The following is a 19,878-nucleotide window of genomic DNA, read 5'->3' as shown; positions in this document are numbered from 1 at the left end:
TTTGCCTGAAGCTTCTGCTGTTCTGTTTCTGTTTCCTTCTGCTTCCGGTCTGCCTGTACCTGGTAGCCTTTTCTTGACATTTTCAGCATCTGCATGGCACGTCCAAGATCTATGGAGCTGTCTCCCGCTCCCTGATAACTTGCCATATAATTCTGAAGTTCACGTACCAGGTCCTGACCTGTTACGCTCTTAAGCTGCGCAACAGAAACTGTATTATCGTAAATAGCCTCACTGATATTTCCAAAGATTTTCTCCAGTCCCACCTCATCAATATCTGCCAGTTCTTTCGTATCCTCATTCAGCAACTCTGCCAGAACATGATCTTTCTGAAAATTTCTGGACAGACGGTAGTCATGGTCTTTACTGTTAAACCATATAATACCGCCATACACTCCCGGATTTTCCCATGGTTCATATGTATTGTAGGTATCGTTTCTCGCAGCCTTTCCACGCATTCTGGTCAGTCCAAAGAGCATACTCTTTATAAAAGTATGAATCGTGGTTTTGCCACTCTCATTCTCTCCATAGAGAACATTAATACCCGGGGAAAATTCCAGAGTCTTATCATGGACTTTCCCAAAGTTTTTAATATTTAACTTTCTGATAATCATAGCTTACCTGTCACCTGCTTGTCTCCAGCAGAGCCTGAAGGCCATAATACAAAGCCTTCTCCTCTACGATATTTCTGTCTTTCTCAAGGAAATAGCTGATATAGTCACCGATCAATGTTCCACTATATTTCTTCTGAAGTGTTTCCAGATCATATGCCGGTCTGGACTCGTCCAGTACTTCTGTCACATATCCGAATGATTTCAGTCTCTCCGGAAGCAGCAAAAGCTCCGGTGCCCTGGTTCCTCTGATCACGATCCTGTAAATATTCATACGCCCTTTGCTTGCCAGATCTGCTTTCAGCATGTCCTCAAGTGATGCCTGCGTAGAATCCTCACGCAGTATCAGAAGAATCTGTTCATAAGAACGACAGGCAAAAGGAACAAAGGTTGTCTTAAGTCTTCCATTTTCCAGATGCCCTTCTATGTATCCATGCTCACCAAGGTCATTTCTGTCAATAGGCTCTAACGCGCCCGCATAAGCCGCATTATCCCTGATCAGAATCTGAGGTTTATGAATGTGTCCAAGCGCAACATAGTCAAATCCTGAAGAAACGATTGATCTGATATTCATTGGAATATGGTTTGCATCACCGCCATGCGCGAGGAGAATATGAAGTCCTTCTCCCTCCACCGGACGCACCGCATCATACAGCGGTTTATCAATCTCCTGATGCTCATAGCTCAATCCATATACATAAACGTCCAGTTTCTCATCCTTGACACATGTAAGCTGTTCATTCTTAAAAAATGTCACATTCTTTTCCCACTGAAAGTCCCGGTAAAAAGAATCTGCCTTGATGTAGTCATGGTTTCCTGCCATCAGATAGATTCTTGTATCCGGTATGGTGGAAAACAGGTAGTTTACTTCTTTTAGCTCCCGTAAAAGAGGCTGGCGGTGGAATAAATCTCCTGCTATAAATAACAAATCCACCGGATTCTCACGGATACCCGCAATAACCCGGCGGAAAGTTTCCCAGATTTCTTCCTCCCGCCTGCTGCTCCATGGGCAGCCCCTGTCTGGGACCGCTCCAAGGTGTACATCTGCAAGATGAATAAATCTCATGCCAATCTCTCTTTCTTATTATAAGTCACAATTCTTAACAGTTCTTGGGAATGGAATTACGTCACGGATGTTGCCCATGCCGGTAAGGTACATTACGCAACGTTCAAATCCAAGGCCAAATCCTGAATGGCGTGTGGAACCATATTTACGAAGATCAAGATAGAAATCATAATCTTCTTTCTTAAGTCCCAGCTCATCCATACGTTTCTCAAGTTTCTCAATATCATCTTCTCTCTGGCTTCCACCGATAATCTCACCGATTCCCGGTACCAGACAGTCCATAGCCGCAACAGTCTTGTTATCCTCGTTCATCTTCATGTAGAATGCCTTGATCTCCTTCGGATAATCTGTTACAAATACTGGTTTCTTAAAGATTTCCTCTGTCAGATAACGCTCATGCTCTGTCTGCAGATCGCATCCCCAGAATACTTTATAATCAAATTTATCGTTGTTCTTCTCCAGAAGTTCTACTGCCTCTGTATAAGTAACATGACCAAACTCAGAGTTGATTACATGGTTCAGTCTGTCCAGAAGTCCTTTATCAATGAAAGAGTTGAAGAAATTCATCTCTTCCGGTGCGTTCTCAAGCACATAACGAATTACATACTTCAGCATTGCCTCTGCCAGATCCATGTTGTCATTTAAATCTGCAAAAGCACACTCAGGCTCGATCATCCAGAATTCTGCTGCATGACGGGTAGTGTTGGAGTTCTCAGCACGGAAAGTCGGTCCAAATGTATAAACATTGCGGAACGCCTGTGCAAAAGTCTCGCAGTTTAACTGGCCACTTACTGTCAGGTTGGTTTCTTTTCCAAAGAAGTCCTGAGAGTAATCAACAGCACCCTTGTCATCTGTCGGAATATTGTTCATATCCAGAGTAGTTACCTGGAACATCTCACCTGCACCCTCACAGTCACTTCCTGTGATCAGTGGAGTATGAACATAAACAAATCCCTGTTCCTGGAAGAAACGGTGGATTGCATAAGCACACAGGGAACGTACACGGAATACTGCCTGGAATGTGTTTGTTCTCGGACGAAGATGTGTGATCGTTCTTAAGTATTCAAGGCTGTGACGTTTCTTCTGAAGCGGATAATCCGGCGCAGAAGTACCCTCTACTGTAACTTCTGTTGCCTGAATCTCAAATGGCTGTTTTGCCTGTGGCGTAGCTACCAGTGTACCTTTGACGATAATAGCAGCACCTACGTTTAATTTGCTGATCTCAGCAAAGTTCTCCATTGTATCATGATAAACTACCTGCAAAGTCTCAAAGAAGGTTCCGTCATGAAGCACGATAAATCCAAAAGTCTTGGAATCGCGTACGCTTCGTACCCATCCTCCTACTGTAACCTCTTTGTCCAGATATTTCTCTCTCTCTTTGTAAATCTCTTTTACTGTTGTTAACTTCATATCTATGTTTCCTCTTTCTCCTCATCGTTCTGGATGTTATACATAAAAAGACGAAACGCTGTTCTCGTCTGACAGCCGTCTCGTCTTTTAGTATAGACTATTCCCTGATTTCACGCAAGGAGTAATCTGGTATTTACTGTGTTTTTTATTCGTTACCGGGTACGAAACGAATAGTAACTTTTATCCTATCTTGGTACCCTCAGCGAATTTATACACTTGGCATAAATTCGCTTGTATGTTTTTGCCGTATAATGCAGACCATCATCGATAGTTCCTGCTCCATAGTGATCACTGGCAAAGCTGTAGCCTGTGGATTTCAGGTAGGAGTACATATCGATATAAGTATATGCAGAAGAAAGATTTGCCTTCATATAATCGTTAAAGGATCTGACTGCCGCTTCGCTTCGGTCTGCTCGTCCTGTATTTGAAAGCATCGTACGGTTCAACGGATTTACTGACATGAAATACAGTTCGCATCCTTTACCTTTAAGCTGCGGTGCAATCCAGTTATAATATTCTACATAATCTGCATAATCTGACAGATCATTTACTCCAAAGTTAAAAATTACCGCTGTTTTCTTAGAAAGAATACTGTTGGTGTCCTTCTGCACCATAGCATAAAGCTGTGACCATCCTGTGGTAGTAAGCCAGTCTAATTTCTTTCCCGCAGAGCAGACAAACTTCACATTTTTAATTGCTGATTCTCCCATTCCCTTCAGAACATTCTCCATAAATTCTGTACGGGAATCGCCCACAAAGATTACCTGTTTGTATTTATAGATATCTACCTGCGGGAGCTCAGCTTCTGTAAGATCTTTTTCTGTTGATCTGTTAAATACTACTGCATACAGGTTCATATTACCGTTTACTGTAATCTTCTCTTCTGCCTCATATTCCGGATTCACAGACTGCATTGGTTTTGATGACCATCCCATGAAAGTATAGCCTTCTGCATCTCTTACTCCTGGCAGAGAATAGGTAGAGCCTTTCGCCAGAGTCGTCTTCTGCCATACGCTTCCGTCATATCTTCGAAGTGTCAATAATACTGCCTTCTTTTGTACAGCATAAAAGTTTACATTTTTGTTTACCGTATAGGTTGTCTTTGTTGTTGCTTTTGTAGCATTCTTGCTGGTTGACCAGCCCAGATTGACATAACCGGTTCTCGCCGGGACTTTTGCAAATGTAATAACTGTTCCTTCTTCTACTGTCTGGCTGAGTTTCTTATAGGCCGAATTGCTGCTTCCATTTCCCAGATAATAGTTAACTGTGTAATACTTACTCTTTCTGCGCACCGCGTAAAACTGCACACTTTTTGTAATTTTTACAGTGTCCCCTTCGTTATATTCCACTGTGGTGTCACCTTTTACAGTTGTCCATCCCAGATTTGTATAGCCTTTTGCCTTCGGAACTGCCGGTAATGTGACGGTCTGATTCCTGGACGCATACATCATAAGCGCTGTATATGTTTTACTGGTACTTGTTCCACTGTTGTTGTTAAAGCTGACTTTATATGGCAGTTTCTTATATACTGCATAGAGATTCAGCGTTGATGATACTTTTACTTCCTGTGAAACCTTATAGGTAGCCTTGGTTGCATTTTTACTCTTAGACCAACCCAGTGCCTGGTATCCTGTTTTGGCAGGTACTTCCGGCATTTTCACAGTAAGCCCCTTTCCTATCTTCTGGTTAAGACTGGTAAAGTTACTGTTACTTGCCCCGGTATTTGTCATGAAATTCACTTGCAGCGCTGTACGGCGTACGATATAGAAGTTTGTATCCCCAAGTACCGTATACTCTGAATTCAGGTCATATTTCACTTCACTGCTGCCTTTTGTGTCGGTCCAGCCATAATTGATATATTTGCTATATGGCATATCCGGAAGTATAGCCGTATTTGTTTCGTATACTTGAAGAATACCATTTGGAAATACACCTGTTCCTGAATTATTATAAAGAGAAATCGTGCATTTCTTTGGCATATAGAAATTTAAAATTCCATTCTGAATGAATATATTCCAGCTCTCGCCTTTCTTCAGAGTGAGAAGATCACCGCCTTTAAGTGTGATCGCATCATTAAGCTTCTCATCTTTCTCAAGTTTCCACAGATCCGGTGCCTGTGAATCCGGCACATTTGGCAGAATCAGAGACTCATTCCACTCCAGCACTGTTCTGAGCTGTTCACACTCATTTCCCTCTCCGTCTATAAAACGAAGCATCACTTCTTTCTCCGGATTAATAGTTGGTGTTGGAGCCGGAGTCGGCGTAACTGATAAAGCCGGTGTAACTGACGGGATTGGCGTTTCACTCGGCAACGGTGTTACTGTTGGGGTATTATCTGCCGAAGGTGTTACTGTTGGAGTATCATCTGCTGAAGGTGTCACTGTCGGGGTAACCGTTCCTTCCGATATTGGAGATGTCGTATCCTGTGTTCCTGTTTCCGGTGATGAAGCCGCTGTTGCTGTTCCATCATCGGTTCCTGTGACAGAATCCTCTTCTCCTGAACTGAAAATATCCTCTAAATTCTCCGGAGCACCAAACTCTGCTGCCTGCGCTGGTATTGCAGTCGTTACCATTACCGCTGCAAGAATCACACTAGCCAGGCGCCTTCCTCTTCTGTGTCTTTTTCTATACATAATTACCTCCATTTTACAAAAACGTCCCGCCATTAAATGTGCGGGACGTTCTTTATTCATTCCCAAACATTCAAAAACAAAATATCGCTTTTCGCCTAAATTTCTTCAGCTGCTCCCATCACATAACCTTAAATAAATTACGGATCACTATACAAATAATAACAAATTTATGTCCTGATTATGTAATCTTTTGGTTACTGTGCATACAGTAACATTTTTCGTTTTCTTATGTTGGTAAAACTGTAACTGTTCGGTGTCCGGTATTGTTTAACCTGTAAACTGCTGAATAGTTACATAAGATTATAATGTATCAATAAATCTCATAAATGCAGCTCTGCCATCTGCAGTGCATTTATATACGCCGGCATCTTCCAGTACATGAACAAATACATTGCCGACTTCTTTTCTGAGAACATCCTGAATGTTGTCTTTATCAAGGTTGTCATATTTTGGAAGAAATTCTGCAACCCATGCTGCGTGTTTCTCAATCTTCTCATTTGAAGAGATATCTTTTCCTTCCAGAATATATTCTGCCAGAAGCTCCAGTTCTTCTTTCAGTCTTGCCGGAAGAACAGCAAGTCCCATTACTTCGATCAGACCAATATTTTCCTTCTTAATATGATGATACTCTGCATGCGGATGATATACACCGAGAGGATGTTCCTCTGTAGTGATATTATTTCTCAGAGTAAGATCCAGCTCAAACATGTCTCCTGAGCGGCGGGCGATCGGTGTGATCGTATTATGTGGTTCTCCGTCAGTTTCAGCAAAGATGAATGCACTCTCATCTGTATAGTCTCTCCATACTTCCAGAACATGTGTTGCAAGCTCTACCAGTCTCTTCTCATCTTTGTGACGGATTCTTAAGACGGATAATGGCCATTTAACAATTCCTGCTTCTACATCTTCGTATCCTGGGATCGTCACATGCTTCTCGATCGGCGCTTTAGCCATTGCAAATGTGTAATGTCCACCCTGGAAATGATCGTGACTTAAAATGGAACCGCCTACGATCGGCAGGTCTGCATTAGAACCAAGGAAGTAATGTGGGAAAAGTTTTACAAAATCAAAAAGCTTGATAAATGTATTCTTCTCGATCTTCATTGGAATATGCTGGCTGTTGAAAACAATACAATGTTCATTGTAATATACATATGGAGAATACTGGAATCCCCATGGGCTGTCATTTACAGTAATCGGGATAATTCTGTGGTTCTCTCTGGCAGGATGATTTACTCTTCCTGCATATCCTTCATTCTCCGGGCAAAGCAGGCATTTCGGGTAGCTGCTGGATTTTACAAGCTTGGCTGCTGCGATCGCCTTTGGATCCTTCTCCGGTTTGGAAAGATTAATGGTAATATCAATCTTACCATAATCACTGTCTACTGTCCATTTCTGGTCTTTCTCTACACGATAACGGCGAATGTAATTACTGTCCTGGCTGAGTTTATAGAAGTAATCGGTTGCCTCCTGCGGATCTTTCTCATATCTGCTCCAGAATTCCTTCTGTACCTGTGCCGGACGAGGCATCAGACAATTCATAAGCTTTGTATCAAAAAGATCTCTGTAAACGATGCTGTCTTCAATAAGGTTTCTCTTTACCGCTTCATCCAGAAGTGCATTTAATACTACTTCCAGGTTGATGTCTGTGTATTCCTCTTCAGGCTCTACATATTCATCTTCTTTAAAAACATCCAGCAGAAGATTTGTTGTGTAATTCTTCTCACAGGCCGGTGTCAGTCCTGTTTCTACTCCGTATTGTACTAATTTCTTAATGTTTGCATATAGCATTGGTACATTTCCTCCGTTTCGTTGTTACTGTCCGCTTGGTTTGCAGTAACGTAATAACATTTTCTTTCTGCCACTGTTATTCCTTTTTAGGATACTCAAATAATGGATAAATGTAAAGAAGCATTTTCACAATTTTTTAAAATAATAATGGGCAGGTTGCTGTTAAATTCTCTAACAGCAATCTGCCCATGTTCTTAATTATACTCTTTTCGCTATCTTATATCCGGAAAGAATCCTGCTTGCAGGATTCTCCGCCCGCAGGAATCGCTTTAGCGACATAATTTCTCTCTGCCGCAGTGCAATCCTGCCAGAAGGCTGTTCAGTCTAATAACTAACTGACTCCACATATGTGATAAACACATTTCCGGCTTTCTGGAATAAGTCTGTGCTATCATTCATTCCATATGGATATGTCTCCTTTTTAACCGGATCATACAAATACGTATTATATTCATCATATCCTACAATCACCACACTGGTATCAGAACCTGTTTTAGCGATCACCGGGCGCTGGGCACTTACTTCATACAAAACACTGTCCAGACTGCAGCCAGTAAGGTCGATGACCGTTCCGGTCTTTTTAACGCTCTTTTTCAACGTTTTTATATCCATAGTTCCTGCAAGAATAGCTTCCGGAAGTTCCGCAGTATCCATCTGTGTTTTTGTCTTCTTATTTCCACGTTCCCATATATACTGCTGGGCACGGTTAAGAACAACACCGCCCAAAGCATCTGCCTGTAATATGGCTTTTGCAGGATCTGTATAGATACTGTCCAGCCCACCCTGTCCATAGACATAATATGTGGACTCCTGCGGAATCTGCGTATCCAGTACAATGTCTTTTTGATTTGTACTGCTTACTTTTGCATACATAGTAAGCGGAGAATCTGTCTGAGCAGTTCCGTTCAATGCCAGTTTTACACGGACGCCGGTTCTTGATGCTGAAACCAGCTCAATTTTCACTGTGTTTTCCGTTGCTTTCTTATTATTCATAATGTTGTCCTTTTTCTGGGCAACATAGGAGGTATCTCCCGATTTTGCGGAAAGTTCGAACTCGATCAGTGTACTTCCAACAGAAATATCCGTAATGTATAATCCGTCTTTCTGATATTCCTTCTTCACATTGCCATCGAAATCTTCTATACGTAAAATGCTGATTCCTTCTGATTTATGCCCGTCTTCATCTGTCAGAATATCAGACTTGTTCAGGATTCCATAGATCAGGTCTTCATTCATAAAACCAACTGCCCGAAGTCTCTTGCCTTTTTCATGCTCGATCAGTCTCGTTTCGCCGGTATCAAAATTAATTTCTTTGATATTTCCCTTCTCATCACCTTCTGAAACCAGCCAGGCCGCATGGTCATTATTATCAGAAGAAACAAAATTCGCATTCTTTATCCCCTCTTCAAGAACTTCGCTGGAATTATCCTCTATATTGATTTTATAGAGACTTTTTGCCAGAAGGAGAAACAGCTCATTCTCTTCATTTACATAAGATAATTTCTCAAGATCCTTTTTCAGGAATTCAAATGATTCTGAAACAGGGATAAAGGCTCTTTCCTCTGCAACATTTTTGTCTGGATTATAATGGTAAACGCCAATTCCTTCGTATCCTTCATGACTTCCTCTGTTCATATATCCATAAAGTACGAAGTCAATATCTCCGGCATCTGTCACCCTGACAATTTTAATATCATGCTGGATTCTGGAATCACGAAAATCTCCGTCTTCAGTTTTTCTGAAACTGAAAACCTGATTTACTTTTCCATTTCCAGGTGAATAAGACCAAAGATCCCCCTCCTGGACAAATGCTAGCACCGTAGCGCTGTCATTCATCATATATTCCACGTTTTTATCACGGACTCCCAGGATGATTCCATCATCTGAGTAAACAGGAAGTTTCCCGTCAAATACCTGATTTGCACTGCGTTGAAAATCCAGCAGATAAATTCTGGTATCCAGATATCTCATTCTATAGAACTCTTTTACGTCATATAGTTCTGTATCCCCATCAGAATTCTGCGATGTAATCTGATATTCCACTGAAATACTGGCAGTCGTCTCATTGATATCTTTAATGACAGGAATTCCTTCCTGATACAACTGAGGAGCTAACGTTCCCCAGCTGACTTCGCTGAGAGAGGAATTGATATTAATTCCGGAATAATTGGTCGATGCTCCTGTTGACGCCGGTTCCAGGTAACTGCCCAGAGCATCTGCTGCCTCCTTGTCCAGACTCGCTTCATAAAAATATTTGACAAAAGCTGCATATTCTGATGCATGCACCTGTGATCTTGAGACAACGCGTGTGTAATAATATGCAGTACTTTCATTCAACTCCAGAGCAATCTGCATGGAATATTCCTGATTCATTCTCAGATCACTGTTGATTTCCACATCTACTGATAAATAGGAATCCTCTTTCCGGAGATTCTTGATTTTCTTATTTTCAAGAACTTTACTTCCGTCGGATGTGCGGATCTCATAGGAAAAGCTCTTCACCTCAGAATTATACGGATTTACCTTAAAAGTCAGTTTTTTTGATGTATCCAGCGGAGTCACGCTGTCTCTGGTAAAATCCGTCTGCATTGGCTGTGCATAGCCATACATACGGTTCATCAGCGTGCCGTCCATGTCTATCATAACTTCTGGAAATGTAGCATCATTAAAATCTGATCTGTTGTCTGTGGATTCGCTGTTAAGAAGCAATGCAGTTCCAATTACCCCCAACAAAAATACAAAAAGGAGAATACCTGTTTTTTTCAGTATTCTTATCATCGCACACTTCCTTCCTGTGTTTTTTCATTCAGAAGCAGGTCAAGTGTAGGATGAATATTTAAAGTAGCAAACATCTCCTGTGTTTTGCCTGCGTCTGATCTTTTTCCGGTTTTAACTGCCCTGATCAGAAGATTCTTCGGAGTATGTTCCATATCAATAAACTCCAGAATCTGTGTTTCGTAACCTTTGCTCTCTAACAGGTTGGCACGTACTGCATCCGTGATCAGCGCAGACATTCTTTCTTTCAGAATTCCGTAGCGCAGAACCGGTTCCAGCATTTCATTTCTGATCTGCTTATTGACCTCATGCTGACAGCATGGCACAGATAAAATCACTTCTGCTCCCCATTCTACTGCTTTCGCAAGCGCATAATCAGTCGCGGTATCACAGGCATGAAGTGTTACTACCATATCCACCGAGGATACTCCTTCGTAGTCTGCAATATCGCCATGGTAGAAATGTAACTTTTCATATCCATATCTGATTGCCAGAGAGTTACATTTCTCAATTACATCTGTTTTCAGATCAAGACCTATGATATTTACATCATATCCCTTCAGTTCCCTCAGATAATAATACATTGCAAAAGTAAGATAACTTTTACCGCATCCGAAATCCAGTATCGTTACTTCTCTTTCTCTGGAAAGTCTCGGAAGAATATCTTCTATAAATTCCAGGAAACGGTTAATCTGTCTGAATTTATCATATCTGGCATGAACGATCTTTCCCTGTCCGTTCATAACTCCCAGATCGATTAGGAACGGAACTGGAACACCTTCTTTAAGAATGTATTGTTTTACCCGGTTATGTGCCTGAATCTTGACTTTTTCTTTTGGCGCATGGTGCTTCTGTTTGATGGTCATTTTTCCTTTTTTACTCACAAGGACTACGCCATCCGTCACTGCTCCCTGCGCCTGAAACTGTCCGAAATTCTCTGCAAGCTCTGATTCCAGATATTCTATCAGCTGCATACGCTCATAGTTTTTGTGGAGAACTTTTGTCCCTTCTGTAGCAGATGCCTGATAACAAATCTGCCCTTTTAATTGGATTGGGCGTATTTTTACCTTTGATATGCCATTTTTGTTTCTGCTGGCACTTAAAGTTGCCTGTATCAGATTTTCATTAATCTGTTCTTCTAAATATTCTCTTAAATTTTTCATTATTCTTTCTATCTGTCAAATTTCAATTCTTGTTAAGCGGATAAAGATAGTGGTGTATGAACAGTAACAATCTATCCACTCCATAATCAGTAATTTAAAAATATCTCCTGCATCGATGTCTGCGGCATCTTCTTCTGGATATTTCCTGATATAGCATTACCTGTACCAGTTCATCCAGAAAACTTTCCCTTATTGCCTGACTGTTCATCTCTGGCTGAAGATCTTCTTTAATCTTACAGCTTAAATGATAAAGCATATATTTATCCGGATACTCATCATAAAGACGGCTTCCTTCATAGTCGAGAAGATCACATTCCTCTTCTATCTTCTCCTGAATACGCTGTACAGTCTGAGGATAATAAGATTTCATCAGATTGAATTCCTGCTCCTGCATCCGCTCTCCGTCATACAACAGGGGATTCGAATATGCCGCATAAAACGGAAAATATTGTTCGAAATACATATGGATATCCTGCATCCTTATCAGTTATCTATTTCAGTATATGCAAAATGCAGGAAACTGTTATCTAACTTTATAATTCCTGAATCATTCTTACAGTTAATTTTACGCTGTGCTCGATTGCCGCCATTTCAAATTCAGCATAATCCATATTTGCGCTTCCGTCTGCTTTATCGGAGATTGCTCTTACTACAAGGAATGGAATATGATTTAAATAAGCAGCCTGTCCGATGGCAGCGCCTTCCATCTCTACGGCAAATCCGCCAAATTCTGAGATAATAGCATCTTTCACACCTTTATCTGAAATGAACTGGTCTCCGGAGCAGATTCTGCCTTCAAATACACTGATCTCAGGGTTTACTTCCTGACATACCTTTGCTGCTAATTTGCGAAGGTTTTCATCTGCCGGGAAAGAGAACTCATCCATCTGTGGAATCTGCCCTTTCTTATATCCAAATCCGGTTGCATCCATATCATGGTGCAGTACATCTGTGGAAAGAACAATGTCTCCGATGTTTACATCATTATTCAGGCTTCCTGCGATTCCTGTGTTGATCACTGCTTCCACGCCAAATACATCTGCGAGGATCTGTGTGCACATTCCTGCATTTACCTTGCCGATTCCGGAACGTACAACTACAACCTTTTTACCTTCCAGAGTTCCTTCATAAAAATCCATACAAGCCTTGGATGTGATCGTAACATCCTGCATTTTTTCCTTAATTTTTGCAACTTCCTGTTCCATTGCTCCGATAATTCCGATACATTTCATTATTAAAACACCTCTTCTTTGTATATTTGTAATTTCCTGGCAACTATTCAGCGGTCTACTGTGAAGATACTGAACAGTTGCATTTCTTGTTTTTTATGCATTCATTGTTTATTATAGCAAAACTTTAATTTATATGGAAACTTTTTTTATGTTCTGCTATAATATCTTGCGTAACGAAAAGTTACTGTTCACTTCGAGCCCAGTAACACACTGCGCGATGGCCTGGACTTATGCAAGTTGATTCTTGAAACAAGAAATCCAGACGCAAGATTATTTGAGAAATCTGCTTGTTAATCACATGAACAGTAGACACAGAACTTATTATGTACTCTTGGAATCTTTTTGTACTTGATTTTATGAGAGGATTTTTTGTCAGATGTGCCCGGATTTTTGAGGCGTACGCGGTGCGTACGTTGATAAAATTCGGGTGCATCTGGCGAAAAATCAGCCATAAAAGCAAGTGCAATAAAGACTCTGAGGGTACATTATTTAACACAGGAGGAATTATATCATGACATATAAGACAAAAGGTGTTTGTGCCAGCCATATTGAATTTGAAGTAGACGACAATAAGAAAGTTCACAATGTACGCTTCATCGGCGGATGCAGCGGAAACACTCAGGGTGTAGCCAGCCTTGTAGAAGGTATGGATGCAAATGAAGTGATCAGCAGACTGAAGGGTATTAAATGTGGTTTTAAAAACACCTCATGTCCAGATCAGCTTTCTATTGCCTTAGAGGAAGTTCTGAATAAATAATTTCCTGGTTTTTTAACAATTCAGCTGCTTTCACCAAACTACTACGACATTAGTTTCCGGAAACACTATAAGCAGCAGCAAAAAACACAAAAAAGACAGATATCCCGCAAAAGCTGTATTCACAACAACTTCTGCGGGATATTTTTATTTCATAACATTACCACAATATTACTACATATCCGGTCTGTCCCATTTATCACACAGGGACTGCACATCTCTTGAGAAGCGTTCCAGATCTTTATTCGGTGTTCCCTCATTCTTCTTGATCACTGCCAGTAATCTGTAACCAAGTGCCAGAAGTTTCTCGAATGCTCTCGCTGCTCTTGTTGCTTTCGGCGATGCAGATGCCTTCTGAATCTTGACGCCTTTAGCTTCATAGATGCATACATTATTTGCAAGATCATACACCGTTCCACTAAACGGAGCCATTGTATCGTAACCCAAATCATCCTGCAGGCGTTTTGCAAAAATCTCTGTTACCGTATCCTCTCCATGAGTAACAAAAACTTTCTGCGGTTTTTCTTCGAATGCTCTCGCCCAGTTTATCAAACCGTTTACGTCTGCATGACCGCTGATTCCCGGCATCTGGCAGATATGTGCAGCTACATGAATCGGTTCTCCGAAAAGTTTCACATCTGTTGCTCCTTCAATAAGAGCCCTTCCTAGTGTACCTACTGCCTGATATCCTACAAAAAGAATCGTATTCTTCTCCTCCCACAGATTATGCTTCAGATGATGCTTGATACGACCCGCATCACACATACCGCTGGCAGAAATAATTACTTTTGGTTCTTCATCATAGTTGATTGCCTTTGAGTCATCACTTGTAACAGAAATCTTCAGACCTGGAAAACTGATTGGATTGATTCCCTTTTTGATCAGTTCCATTGCCTCTTCATCAAAGCAGTCATACTGATGTTCTGAAAAAATGGTAGTCGCTTCATTCGCAAGAGGGCTATCCACATATACCTTAAAATAATCATGTCCATGTATCAGATCATCTGCCTTGATCTGTCTGATAAAATATAGCATTTCCTGCGTACGGCCAACTGCAAAAGAAGGAATTACAAGATTACCTCCTCTGTCAAATGTTTCCTGAATGATCTTTGCCAGAAGCTGCACATAATCCGGTTTTTCTCCATGACTGCGGTCCCCGTAAGTGGATTCCATGATCACATAATCCGCATGGTGCAGATATTCCGGATCCTTTATCAATGGCTGACAGGTGTTTCCGATATCTCCGGAAAATACGATCTTTTTCTCCGCTTCTTCTTCTCTGATCGTCACTTCAATACTGGCAGATCCAAGCAAATGTCCTGCATCAATAAAACGTACCGAAATTCCTTCTGCCGGAGTAATCACCTTATTATACGGGCATCCTACAAAATTTCTGATCACACCCATTGCGTCTTCCATTGTGTATGCCGGCACAAATTCCGGTTTGCCCTCTCGTCTGCCCTTGCGGTTTCTCCACTCAGCTTCAAACATCTGAATATGAGCACTGTCTCTAAGCATAATATCACACAGATGACTGGTGGCGTTCGTTGCGTATACTGGCCCTCGGAATCCTTTTGCATAAATAGCAGGAAGATTTCCGGAATGATCCATATGCGCATGGGTAAGAAGAACAAACTCAATTTCTCCCACAGCAACTGGTATCTCTGCATTCTCATAATAGTCCGGTCCCTGTTCCATACCGCAGTCTACAAGAAATTTATGGCCTGCTGCCTCCAGATAATAGCATGAGCCCGTAACCTCATGAGTTGCCCCGATAAATGTAATCTTCATATAAAAACCCCCTTTCGGACTTTTATGTGTAATTTCATAGTTCATATTATACACTACAATAGAATTGATTAACAGCATTTTTCTGAAAATAAAAAATGGAAACAGTTTTTATTTGACTGTTTCCACCTTTCTTTGCGTCTGCCACGTACGATTAAAATTTTGCTGATATTTTAATAATCCCATGTCAGCTTCCGCAAGTATATAACGTTTCGTTCCGAGACACGGTTAAAAACCGCTTTCGTAAACTCCCATTACATATACTATACGAATCAAAATGGCAAATATCACACAAAAAATAAATTTTTTTATTTTTTTTCAGGAATTGATGTATTGTATGCCTGAACGCTCACATCTGAAAATAGAAAATCAGCGGTCACACTCATTCCGATCAGCGCAGTCAGCATTGCTACGGCCACTACGGCTGCTACAGGTTTTAAAATCCGGTGAGTTTTATTCCATTCATAGTCAAGCCTGATTAGATTTTCTTTTACTGTTTTTGCTTCTTTTACCGATTCTGTTTCCTCTGCTTCTATCTCCCGGGCTTTGCTTTCCCCTGCTTCTCTTACTCCATCTATTTCTTTATCTGTTTCCGCACAAATTCTACTGGCTTTGCTTACATTGTGATCATTATTTTCAGACAATGACTCTCTGTATTCACCCTTTTCTTTAAGGCGTGCTATCAGTCGGTCATATCCCTGCTGTATTTCCCCTTCAGATTCTTCCGGAAATTCTTCCCAGGAGGATTTTCCTGCAGCTTTGAGAATTGCAGATTCCAGTATTTTTGTCTCCGCATAATATTGTTCTTCCAACAATCTGTCTATTTCTTCGTTCTTTGTCTGTCTGTTTATTTTATTTTCCATAATCTTCAACTTTCCTTGACAATTTCTCCCCTTGGGTTCATATTAAATAATAAATGCCGTAACTGTTAAAGTTTAGTAACATAAATAAAGCAAATTACCGGGCATATCATGAACAGTAACATACTTCTAAACAGTTACTTTATTTTCAGAATGAAACAGGAGGAATCCCTATGAAACATATTGTACTTACCGGCGGCGGTACAGCCGGACATGTTACCCCAAATATCGCATTAATCCCACGTCTGAAAGAACTGGGATATGAAATTTCCTATATCGGCTCTTATGACGGAATTGAAAAAAAGCTCATCGAAGAAATGAACATCCCTTATTATGGCATCTCTTCCGGTAAACTGAGACGTTACTTTGACCTCAAAAACTTTACAGACCCATTCCGCGTATTAAAAGGATTTGGCGAAGCAAAAAAACTGTTAAAACAGTTAAAACCTGATGTAGTCTTTTCCAAAGGCGGTTTCGTAACTGTTCCGGTCGTAATTGCTGCCGGCCAGCGTAAAATCCCAACAATTATCCACGAATCAGATATGACTCCGGGTCTTGCAAATAAAATCTGTATCCCATCTGCTACAAAGGTATGCTGTAACTTCCCTGAAACAGTGAAAAATCTTCCGGCAGATAAAGCGGTCCTTACCGGAACTCCGATTCGTCAGGAATTATTAAGCGGAAACAAGGAAGCAGCCCGCAAATTCTGTGGTCTCACAGATGATAAACCTGTTCTCATGGTTATTGGCGGCAGTCTTGGTGCTGCATCTGTTAATGAAAATGTCCGCAAGATTCTTCCGGAACTTCTGAAAGAATTTCAGGTTATCCATCTGTGTGGTAAGGGAAAAATGGATGAAAGTCTCAAAGATACCGCAGGATATGTCCAGTACGAATATATCAAACAGGAACTTGCTGATCTGTTTGCCCTGGCAGATATCGTCATCTCACGTGCAGGTGCCAACGCTATCTGCGAGCTGAACGCTTTAAAGAAACCAAATCTCCTGATTCCTCTTTCCGCAAATGCCAGCCGCGGTGACCAGATTCTCAACGCCCGTTCCTTCGAACGTCAGGGATTCAGCATGGTACTTGAGGAAGAAGAAATCACAGAAAGCACACTCCTTAACTCCATTCGTGAGCTGTATCAGAACAGACAGTCTTACATCGATGCCATGTCCGAAAGTAGCCATATGAACTCTATCGAAAAAATCACAGGTCTGATTGAAGACTGCGTAAACAAATAATATAAATATGTACTGATCCAGTGTACCGGCAAGTTGATTTTCTGAACCATCTTGTGTCTGGATCAATATAGATCCTGTGCATCGCAAAGAGCATCATATTCTCTGGCAAGCCAGCGTCTCGTTCTCATAACTTTATTATTCACATTATTTTCTGTGATGTGATAATGTTCCGCAACGAGGCGCGATGGTATGCCATATACTGTTACACCGACATAGATTTCATAATCCATTCTGTTTTTCTCTCTTAATTTCTGAAATATCGTCTGCAGATATCCTGTTGCTTCCAAAGCCGCAATCATTTCATCCACTTCATCGCCACTATTTACCGTCTGATCAGCGGTCATTATAATATCATCAGAACCGACTTCATGTTGTCTGAATGCCCTTTTACAATGATCCTGCGCTTTATGATAACTGATTCTGGAAATAAAATTAGCCAGTTTCTCTTCATCATAAAAATCCACTTTTTCTCCCAGCTTGTACAGAATCTCAAATGTTTCCTGGCATACATCCTCCGCTTCATCTTTATCCTTTAAAACGGTATTGGCAACATTAACTGCACGTGAACGATATTTCCTGTAAATGCTTATAAAATCTATATTTTCCATCTTATGTACTGTGTAATGTCAAAATATCAGGACAGCTGCGCCTTTACTTTTGACAGGATCTCCTCTTTATCCTCATCAGTCAGTTCACCCGGATTCCATGTAATTCCAACATTGTCTCCTTTATATCTCGGAATCAGATGCATGTGGAAATGAAATACTGTCTGACCTGCACATTCTCCGTTATTCTGTACAATATTAAATCCATCACATTTCAGTGCTTCTGTCATTGCTGTTGCCATTTTCTTTGCAAGAATCATTACCTTTGCAGCCATTTCATCTGGTAATTCATAGATATTGGCAGCATGAAATTTAGGCAGAATCAGGGCATGTCCCTTACTTGCCGGGCCCAGATCAAGGATCACACGAAAATTCTCATCTTCATAAAGTGTTGCAGCGGGAATCTCTCCATTAGCTATTTTACAAAAAATACAATTATCCATTTTTAATCCTTCTTTCTTAATAATTGAGCCTCTGTAATCTGACAGAAGCTGAGTTAATGTGTTATTACTATTCACCGAGAATATCAGTGAATAATATCTGAATGTCGTTTTTTCGCGAATTTTTCAGGACGAAATCAGTTGCAGTCAAAAATCCGCAATGATACACTTTTCCTGAGGTGATAATATGCAGATGGAAACAACAAACCAATTAAAAAAAGATTTTAAACTTACTCTTTCCCGGCTGTCACATGAGATTCGTAATCCGATTACCCTGATCAACAGTGAGCTGCAGTTAATGGCAGCCTCCCATCCTGAGCTGTGCAGCTACAGACAATGGGACAGTCTTATGGACAATCTTGATTATGTCAAAGAATTATTAAATGAACTCTCTGATTTCAGCCATGCCCAGACAGTTAACCTGGTTTCTGTCGATCCCGCCGAGTTTCTGAACACCATTTTGTCCTGTCAGAAAAATACCCTGGATTACCTTGGTATCTCTCTGGAAACACATATAGAAAATATCTCTTCAACCATTTTACTTGACCGTGTAAAAATGCGTCAGGTTATATTTAATCTGATAAGAAATTCCTGTGAATCCATTAATCATCCCAAAGGAAAGATTACGGTAAACCTTTATAAAACAGATAGCGGCATCTGTATATCTATAAAGGATAACGGCTGTGGAATGACTCAGACACAAATGCAGAATATCTTTTGTCCATTTGTTACATATAAGCCCGAGGGAACCGGACTTGGCCTTGCTGTAACAGCAGAAATCATAAATGCCCATAACGGGCAGATTGATGTTTTAAGCGCTCCTGGAAAAGGCTCTGTCTTCTATATTTATCTGCCTTATACTCCGGAAGTATCCCGATGATATGATCGCAGCGGATGATAAAGTAATACAGCCATGATGAATCCGCAGATGAGACCACCCACATGCGCTGCATTATCTACTCCTTCGCTTGTAAATCCAAAATAAAGTGAAAATGCGACCATGATCACCACCTGTCTGGCAGAAAGATCTTCAATATGTCCTCTGCCTCTGATCACTGCATAAATCATGGCTCCCATCACTGCAAACACAGCGCCGGAAGCCCCGGCAGATACTGCAAAATCCCCGCTGTCTAATTCAAGAAAAATACACAGCAGATTTCCGCCCATTCCGCCAAGGAGATAGATCAGAAGATATTTCAGTTTTCCAACTGTACGTTCCAGTTTTCCGCCAAGTACAAAAAGTACCAGCATATTATTTCCCAGATGCTGTGGTCCAAAATGCAGAAACATACTTGTAAAAATTCTGTAGTATTCTCCCTGTATTATAGCTGGCGTATAACCTGCTCCACATTGAAGCATATGCATTGTGTCCTCTGATCCACCTGTTAATTCCACTGCCAGAAAAACAAGAATATTGATCAGAATAAGGAACACTGTGACTGGCTGTTTTTTTAATTCTTCCAAAATTTACCTCTTTCTATAGCAATTCCAGTATTTTATGAAATTGCTATA

At 40.8% G+C, this 19,878-nt stretch carries 17 protein-coding genes; 3 read left to right on the top strand and 14 right to left on the bottom strand.

Annotated elements, in window-relative coordinates; genetic code table 11:
* The 9 genes from AC058W_RS04425 to AC058W_RS04385 form a co-directional block, all read right to left on the bottom strand.
* Nucleotides 1-611 (bottom strand): AAA family ATPase (locus tag AC058W_RS04425; RefSeq protein WP_479389765.1); only part of this gene is annotated, 611 nt, incomplete at its 3' end.
* Between the two features lie 10 nt (nucleotides 612-621).
* Nucleotides 622-1,674 (bottom strand): metallophosphoesterase family protein, encoded by a 1,053-nt coding sequence (locus tag AC058W_RS04420; protein ID WP_117676648.1) that lies wholly within the window; start codon nucleotides 1,672-1,674, stop codon nucleotides 622-624.
* Between the two features lie 18 nt (nucleotides 1,675-1,692).
* Nucleotides 1,693-3,084, bottom strand: coding sequence for an asparagine--tRNA ligase (gene asnS, locus AC058W_RS04415; RefSeq protein WP_117676649.1), 1,392 nt, complete (start codon nucleotides 3,082-3,084; stop codon nucleotides 1,693-1,695).
* A 185-nt stretch (nucleotides 3,085-3,269) separates the two neighbouring features.
* Entirely contained in the window at nucleotides 3,270-5,717 is a 2,448-nt protein-coding gene (locus tag AC058W_RS04410; RefSeq protein ID WP_117676650.1) for an InlB B-repeat-containing protein, read from the bottom strand.
* A gap of 300 nt (nucleotides 5,718-6,017) precedes the next feature.
* Entirely contained in the window at nucleotides 6,018-7,508 is a 1,491-nt protein-coding gene (gene galT / locus AC058W_RS04405; RefSeq protein ID WP_117676651.1) for a UDP-glucose--hexose-1-phosphate uridylyltransferase, read from the bottom strand.
* A gap of 324 nt (nucleotides 7,509-7,832) precedes the next feature.
* Complete coding sequence (locus AC058W_RS04400) at nucleotides 7,833-10,286, bottom strand: hypothetical protein (protein WP_479389764.1); 2,454 nt, start codon at nucleotides 10,284-10,286, stop codon at nucleotides 7,833-7,835.
* Complete coding sequence (locus AC058W_RS04395) at nucleotides 10,283-11,446, bottom strand: class I SAM-dependent methyltransferase (protein WP_117845154.1); 1,164 nt, start codon at nucleotides 11,444-11,446, stop codon at nucleotides 10,283-10,285. The genes AC058W_RS04400 and AC058W_RS04395 overlap by 4 nt, the downstream gene beginning before the upstream one ends.
* Before the next feature lie 94 nt (nucleotides 11,447-11,540).
* Nucleotides 11,541-11,909, bottom strand: coding sequence for a hypothetical protein (locus AC058W_RS04390; protein ID WP_117676654.1), 369 nt, complete (start codon nucleotides 11,907-11,909; stop codon nucleotides 11,541-11,543).
* 70 nt (nucleotides 11,910-11,979) lie between these two features.
* Nucleotides 11,980-12,678: a 5'-methylthioadenosine/adenosylhomocysteine nucleosidase gene (locus tag AC058W_RS04385; RefSeq protein WP_117676655.1), complete on the bottom strand. Its 699-nt coding sequence runs from the start codon at nucleotides 12,676-12,678 to the stop codon at nucleotides 11,980-11,982.
* 511 nt (nucleotides 12,679-13,189) lie between these two features.
* Here AC058W_RS04385 and AC058W_RS04380 point away from each other — a divergent pair.
* Nucleotides 13,190-13,435 carry a TIGR03905 family TSCPD domain-containing protein gene (locus AC058W_RS04380; protein ID WP_117676657.1) on the top strand — a complete coding sequence of 82 codons (246 nt, stop codon included), beginning with the start codon at nucleotides 13,190-13,192 and terminating at the stop codon, nucleotides 13,433-13,435.
* 171 nt (nucleotides 13,436-13,606) lie between these two features.
* On the opposite strand, the gene AC058W_RS04375 is transcribed toward AC058W_RS04380, so the two are convergent.
* Complete coding sequence (locus AC058W_RS04375) at nucleotides 13,607-15,223, bottom strand: MBL fold metallo-hydrolase RNA specificity domain-containing protein (protein ID WP_118591150.1); 1,617 nt, start codon at nucleotides 15,221-15,223, stop codon at nucleotides 13,607-13,609.
* Between the two features lie 305 nt (nucleotides 15,224-15,528).
* Nucleotides 15,529-16,083: a hypothetical protein gene (locus AC058W_RS04370; protein ID WP_119244001.1), complete on the bottom strand. Its 555-nt coding sequence runs from the start codon at nucleotides 16,081-16,083 to the stop codon at nucleotides 15,529-15,531.
* A gap of 170 nt (nucleotides 16,084-16,253) precedes the next feature.
* Here AC058W_RS04370 and AC058W_RS04365 point away from each other — a divergent pair, with 170 nt between their 5' ends.
* On the top strand, nucleotides 16,254-17,321 hold the full coding sequence (locus AC058W_RS04365; protein ID WP_117676660.1) for an undecaprenyldiphospho-muramoylpentapeptide beta-N-acetylglucosaminyltransferase: 1,068 nt from the start codon (nucleotides 16,254-16,256) through the stop codon (nucleotides 17,319-17,321).
* Nucleotides 17,322-17,383: 62 nt separating this feature from the next.
* Here the strand turns inward: AC058W_RS04365 and AC058W_RS04360 are convergent, their stop codons facing one another.
* Together AC058W_RS04360 and AC058W_RS04355 are read right to left on the bottom strand one after the other, a co-directional pair.
* The gene (locus tag AC058W_RS04360; protein ID WP_117676661.1) at nucleotides 17,384-17,929 is read right to left on the bottom strand and encodes an RNA polymerase sigma factor; all 546 of its coding nucleotides are present in this window, start codon (nucleotides 17,927-17,929) and stop codon (nucleotides 17,384-17,386) included.
* A gap of 26 nt (nucleotides 17,930-17,955) precedes the next feature.
* A complete protein-coding gene (locus AC058W_RS04355) occupies nucleotides 17,956-18,369 on the bottom strand; it encodes an HIT family protein (RefSeq protein ID WP_117676662.1) in 414 nt (137 codons plus the stop codon).
* A gap of 190 nt (nucleotides 18,370-18,559) precedes the next feature.
* Here AC058W_RS04355 and AC058W_RS04350 point away from each other — a divergent pair, with 190 nt between their 5' ends.
* The gene (locus tag AC058W_RS04350; RefSeq protein WP_243009263.1) at nucleotides 18,560-19,246 is read left to right on the top strand and encodes a sensor histidine kinase; all 687 of its coding nucleotides are present in this window, start codon (nucleotides 18,560-18,562) and stop codon (nucleotides 19,244-19,246) included.
* On the opposite strand, the gene AC058W_RS04345 is transcribed toward AC058W_RS04350, so the two are convergent.
* Entirely contained in the window at nucleotides 19,222-19,830 is a 609-nt protein-coding gene (locus tag AC058W_RS04345; RefSeq protein WP_118516870.1) for a rhomboid family intramembrane serine protease, read from the bottom strand. The two genes, AC058W_RS04350 and AC058W_RS04345, sit on opposite strands and share 25 nt — an antisense overlap.
* Nucleotides 19,831-19,878 lie beyond the last annotated feature (48 nt).

It is taken from the genome of Blautia sp. CGZ-1-C1, assembly GCF_056504575.1.
This window is presented reverse-complemented; position numbering and strand designations above follow the sequence as displayed.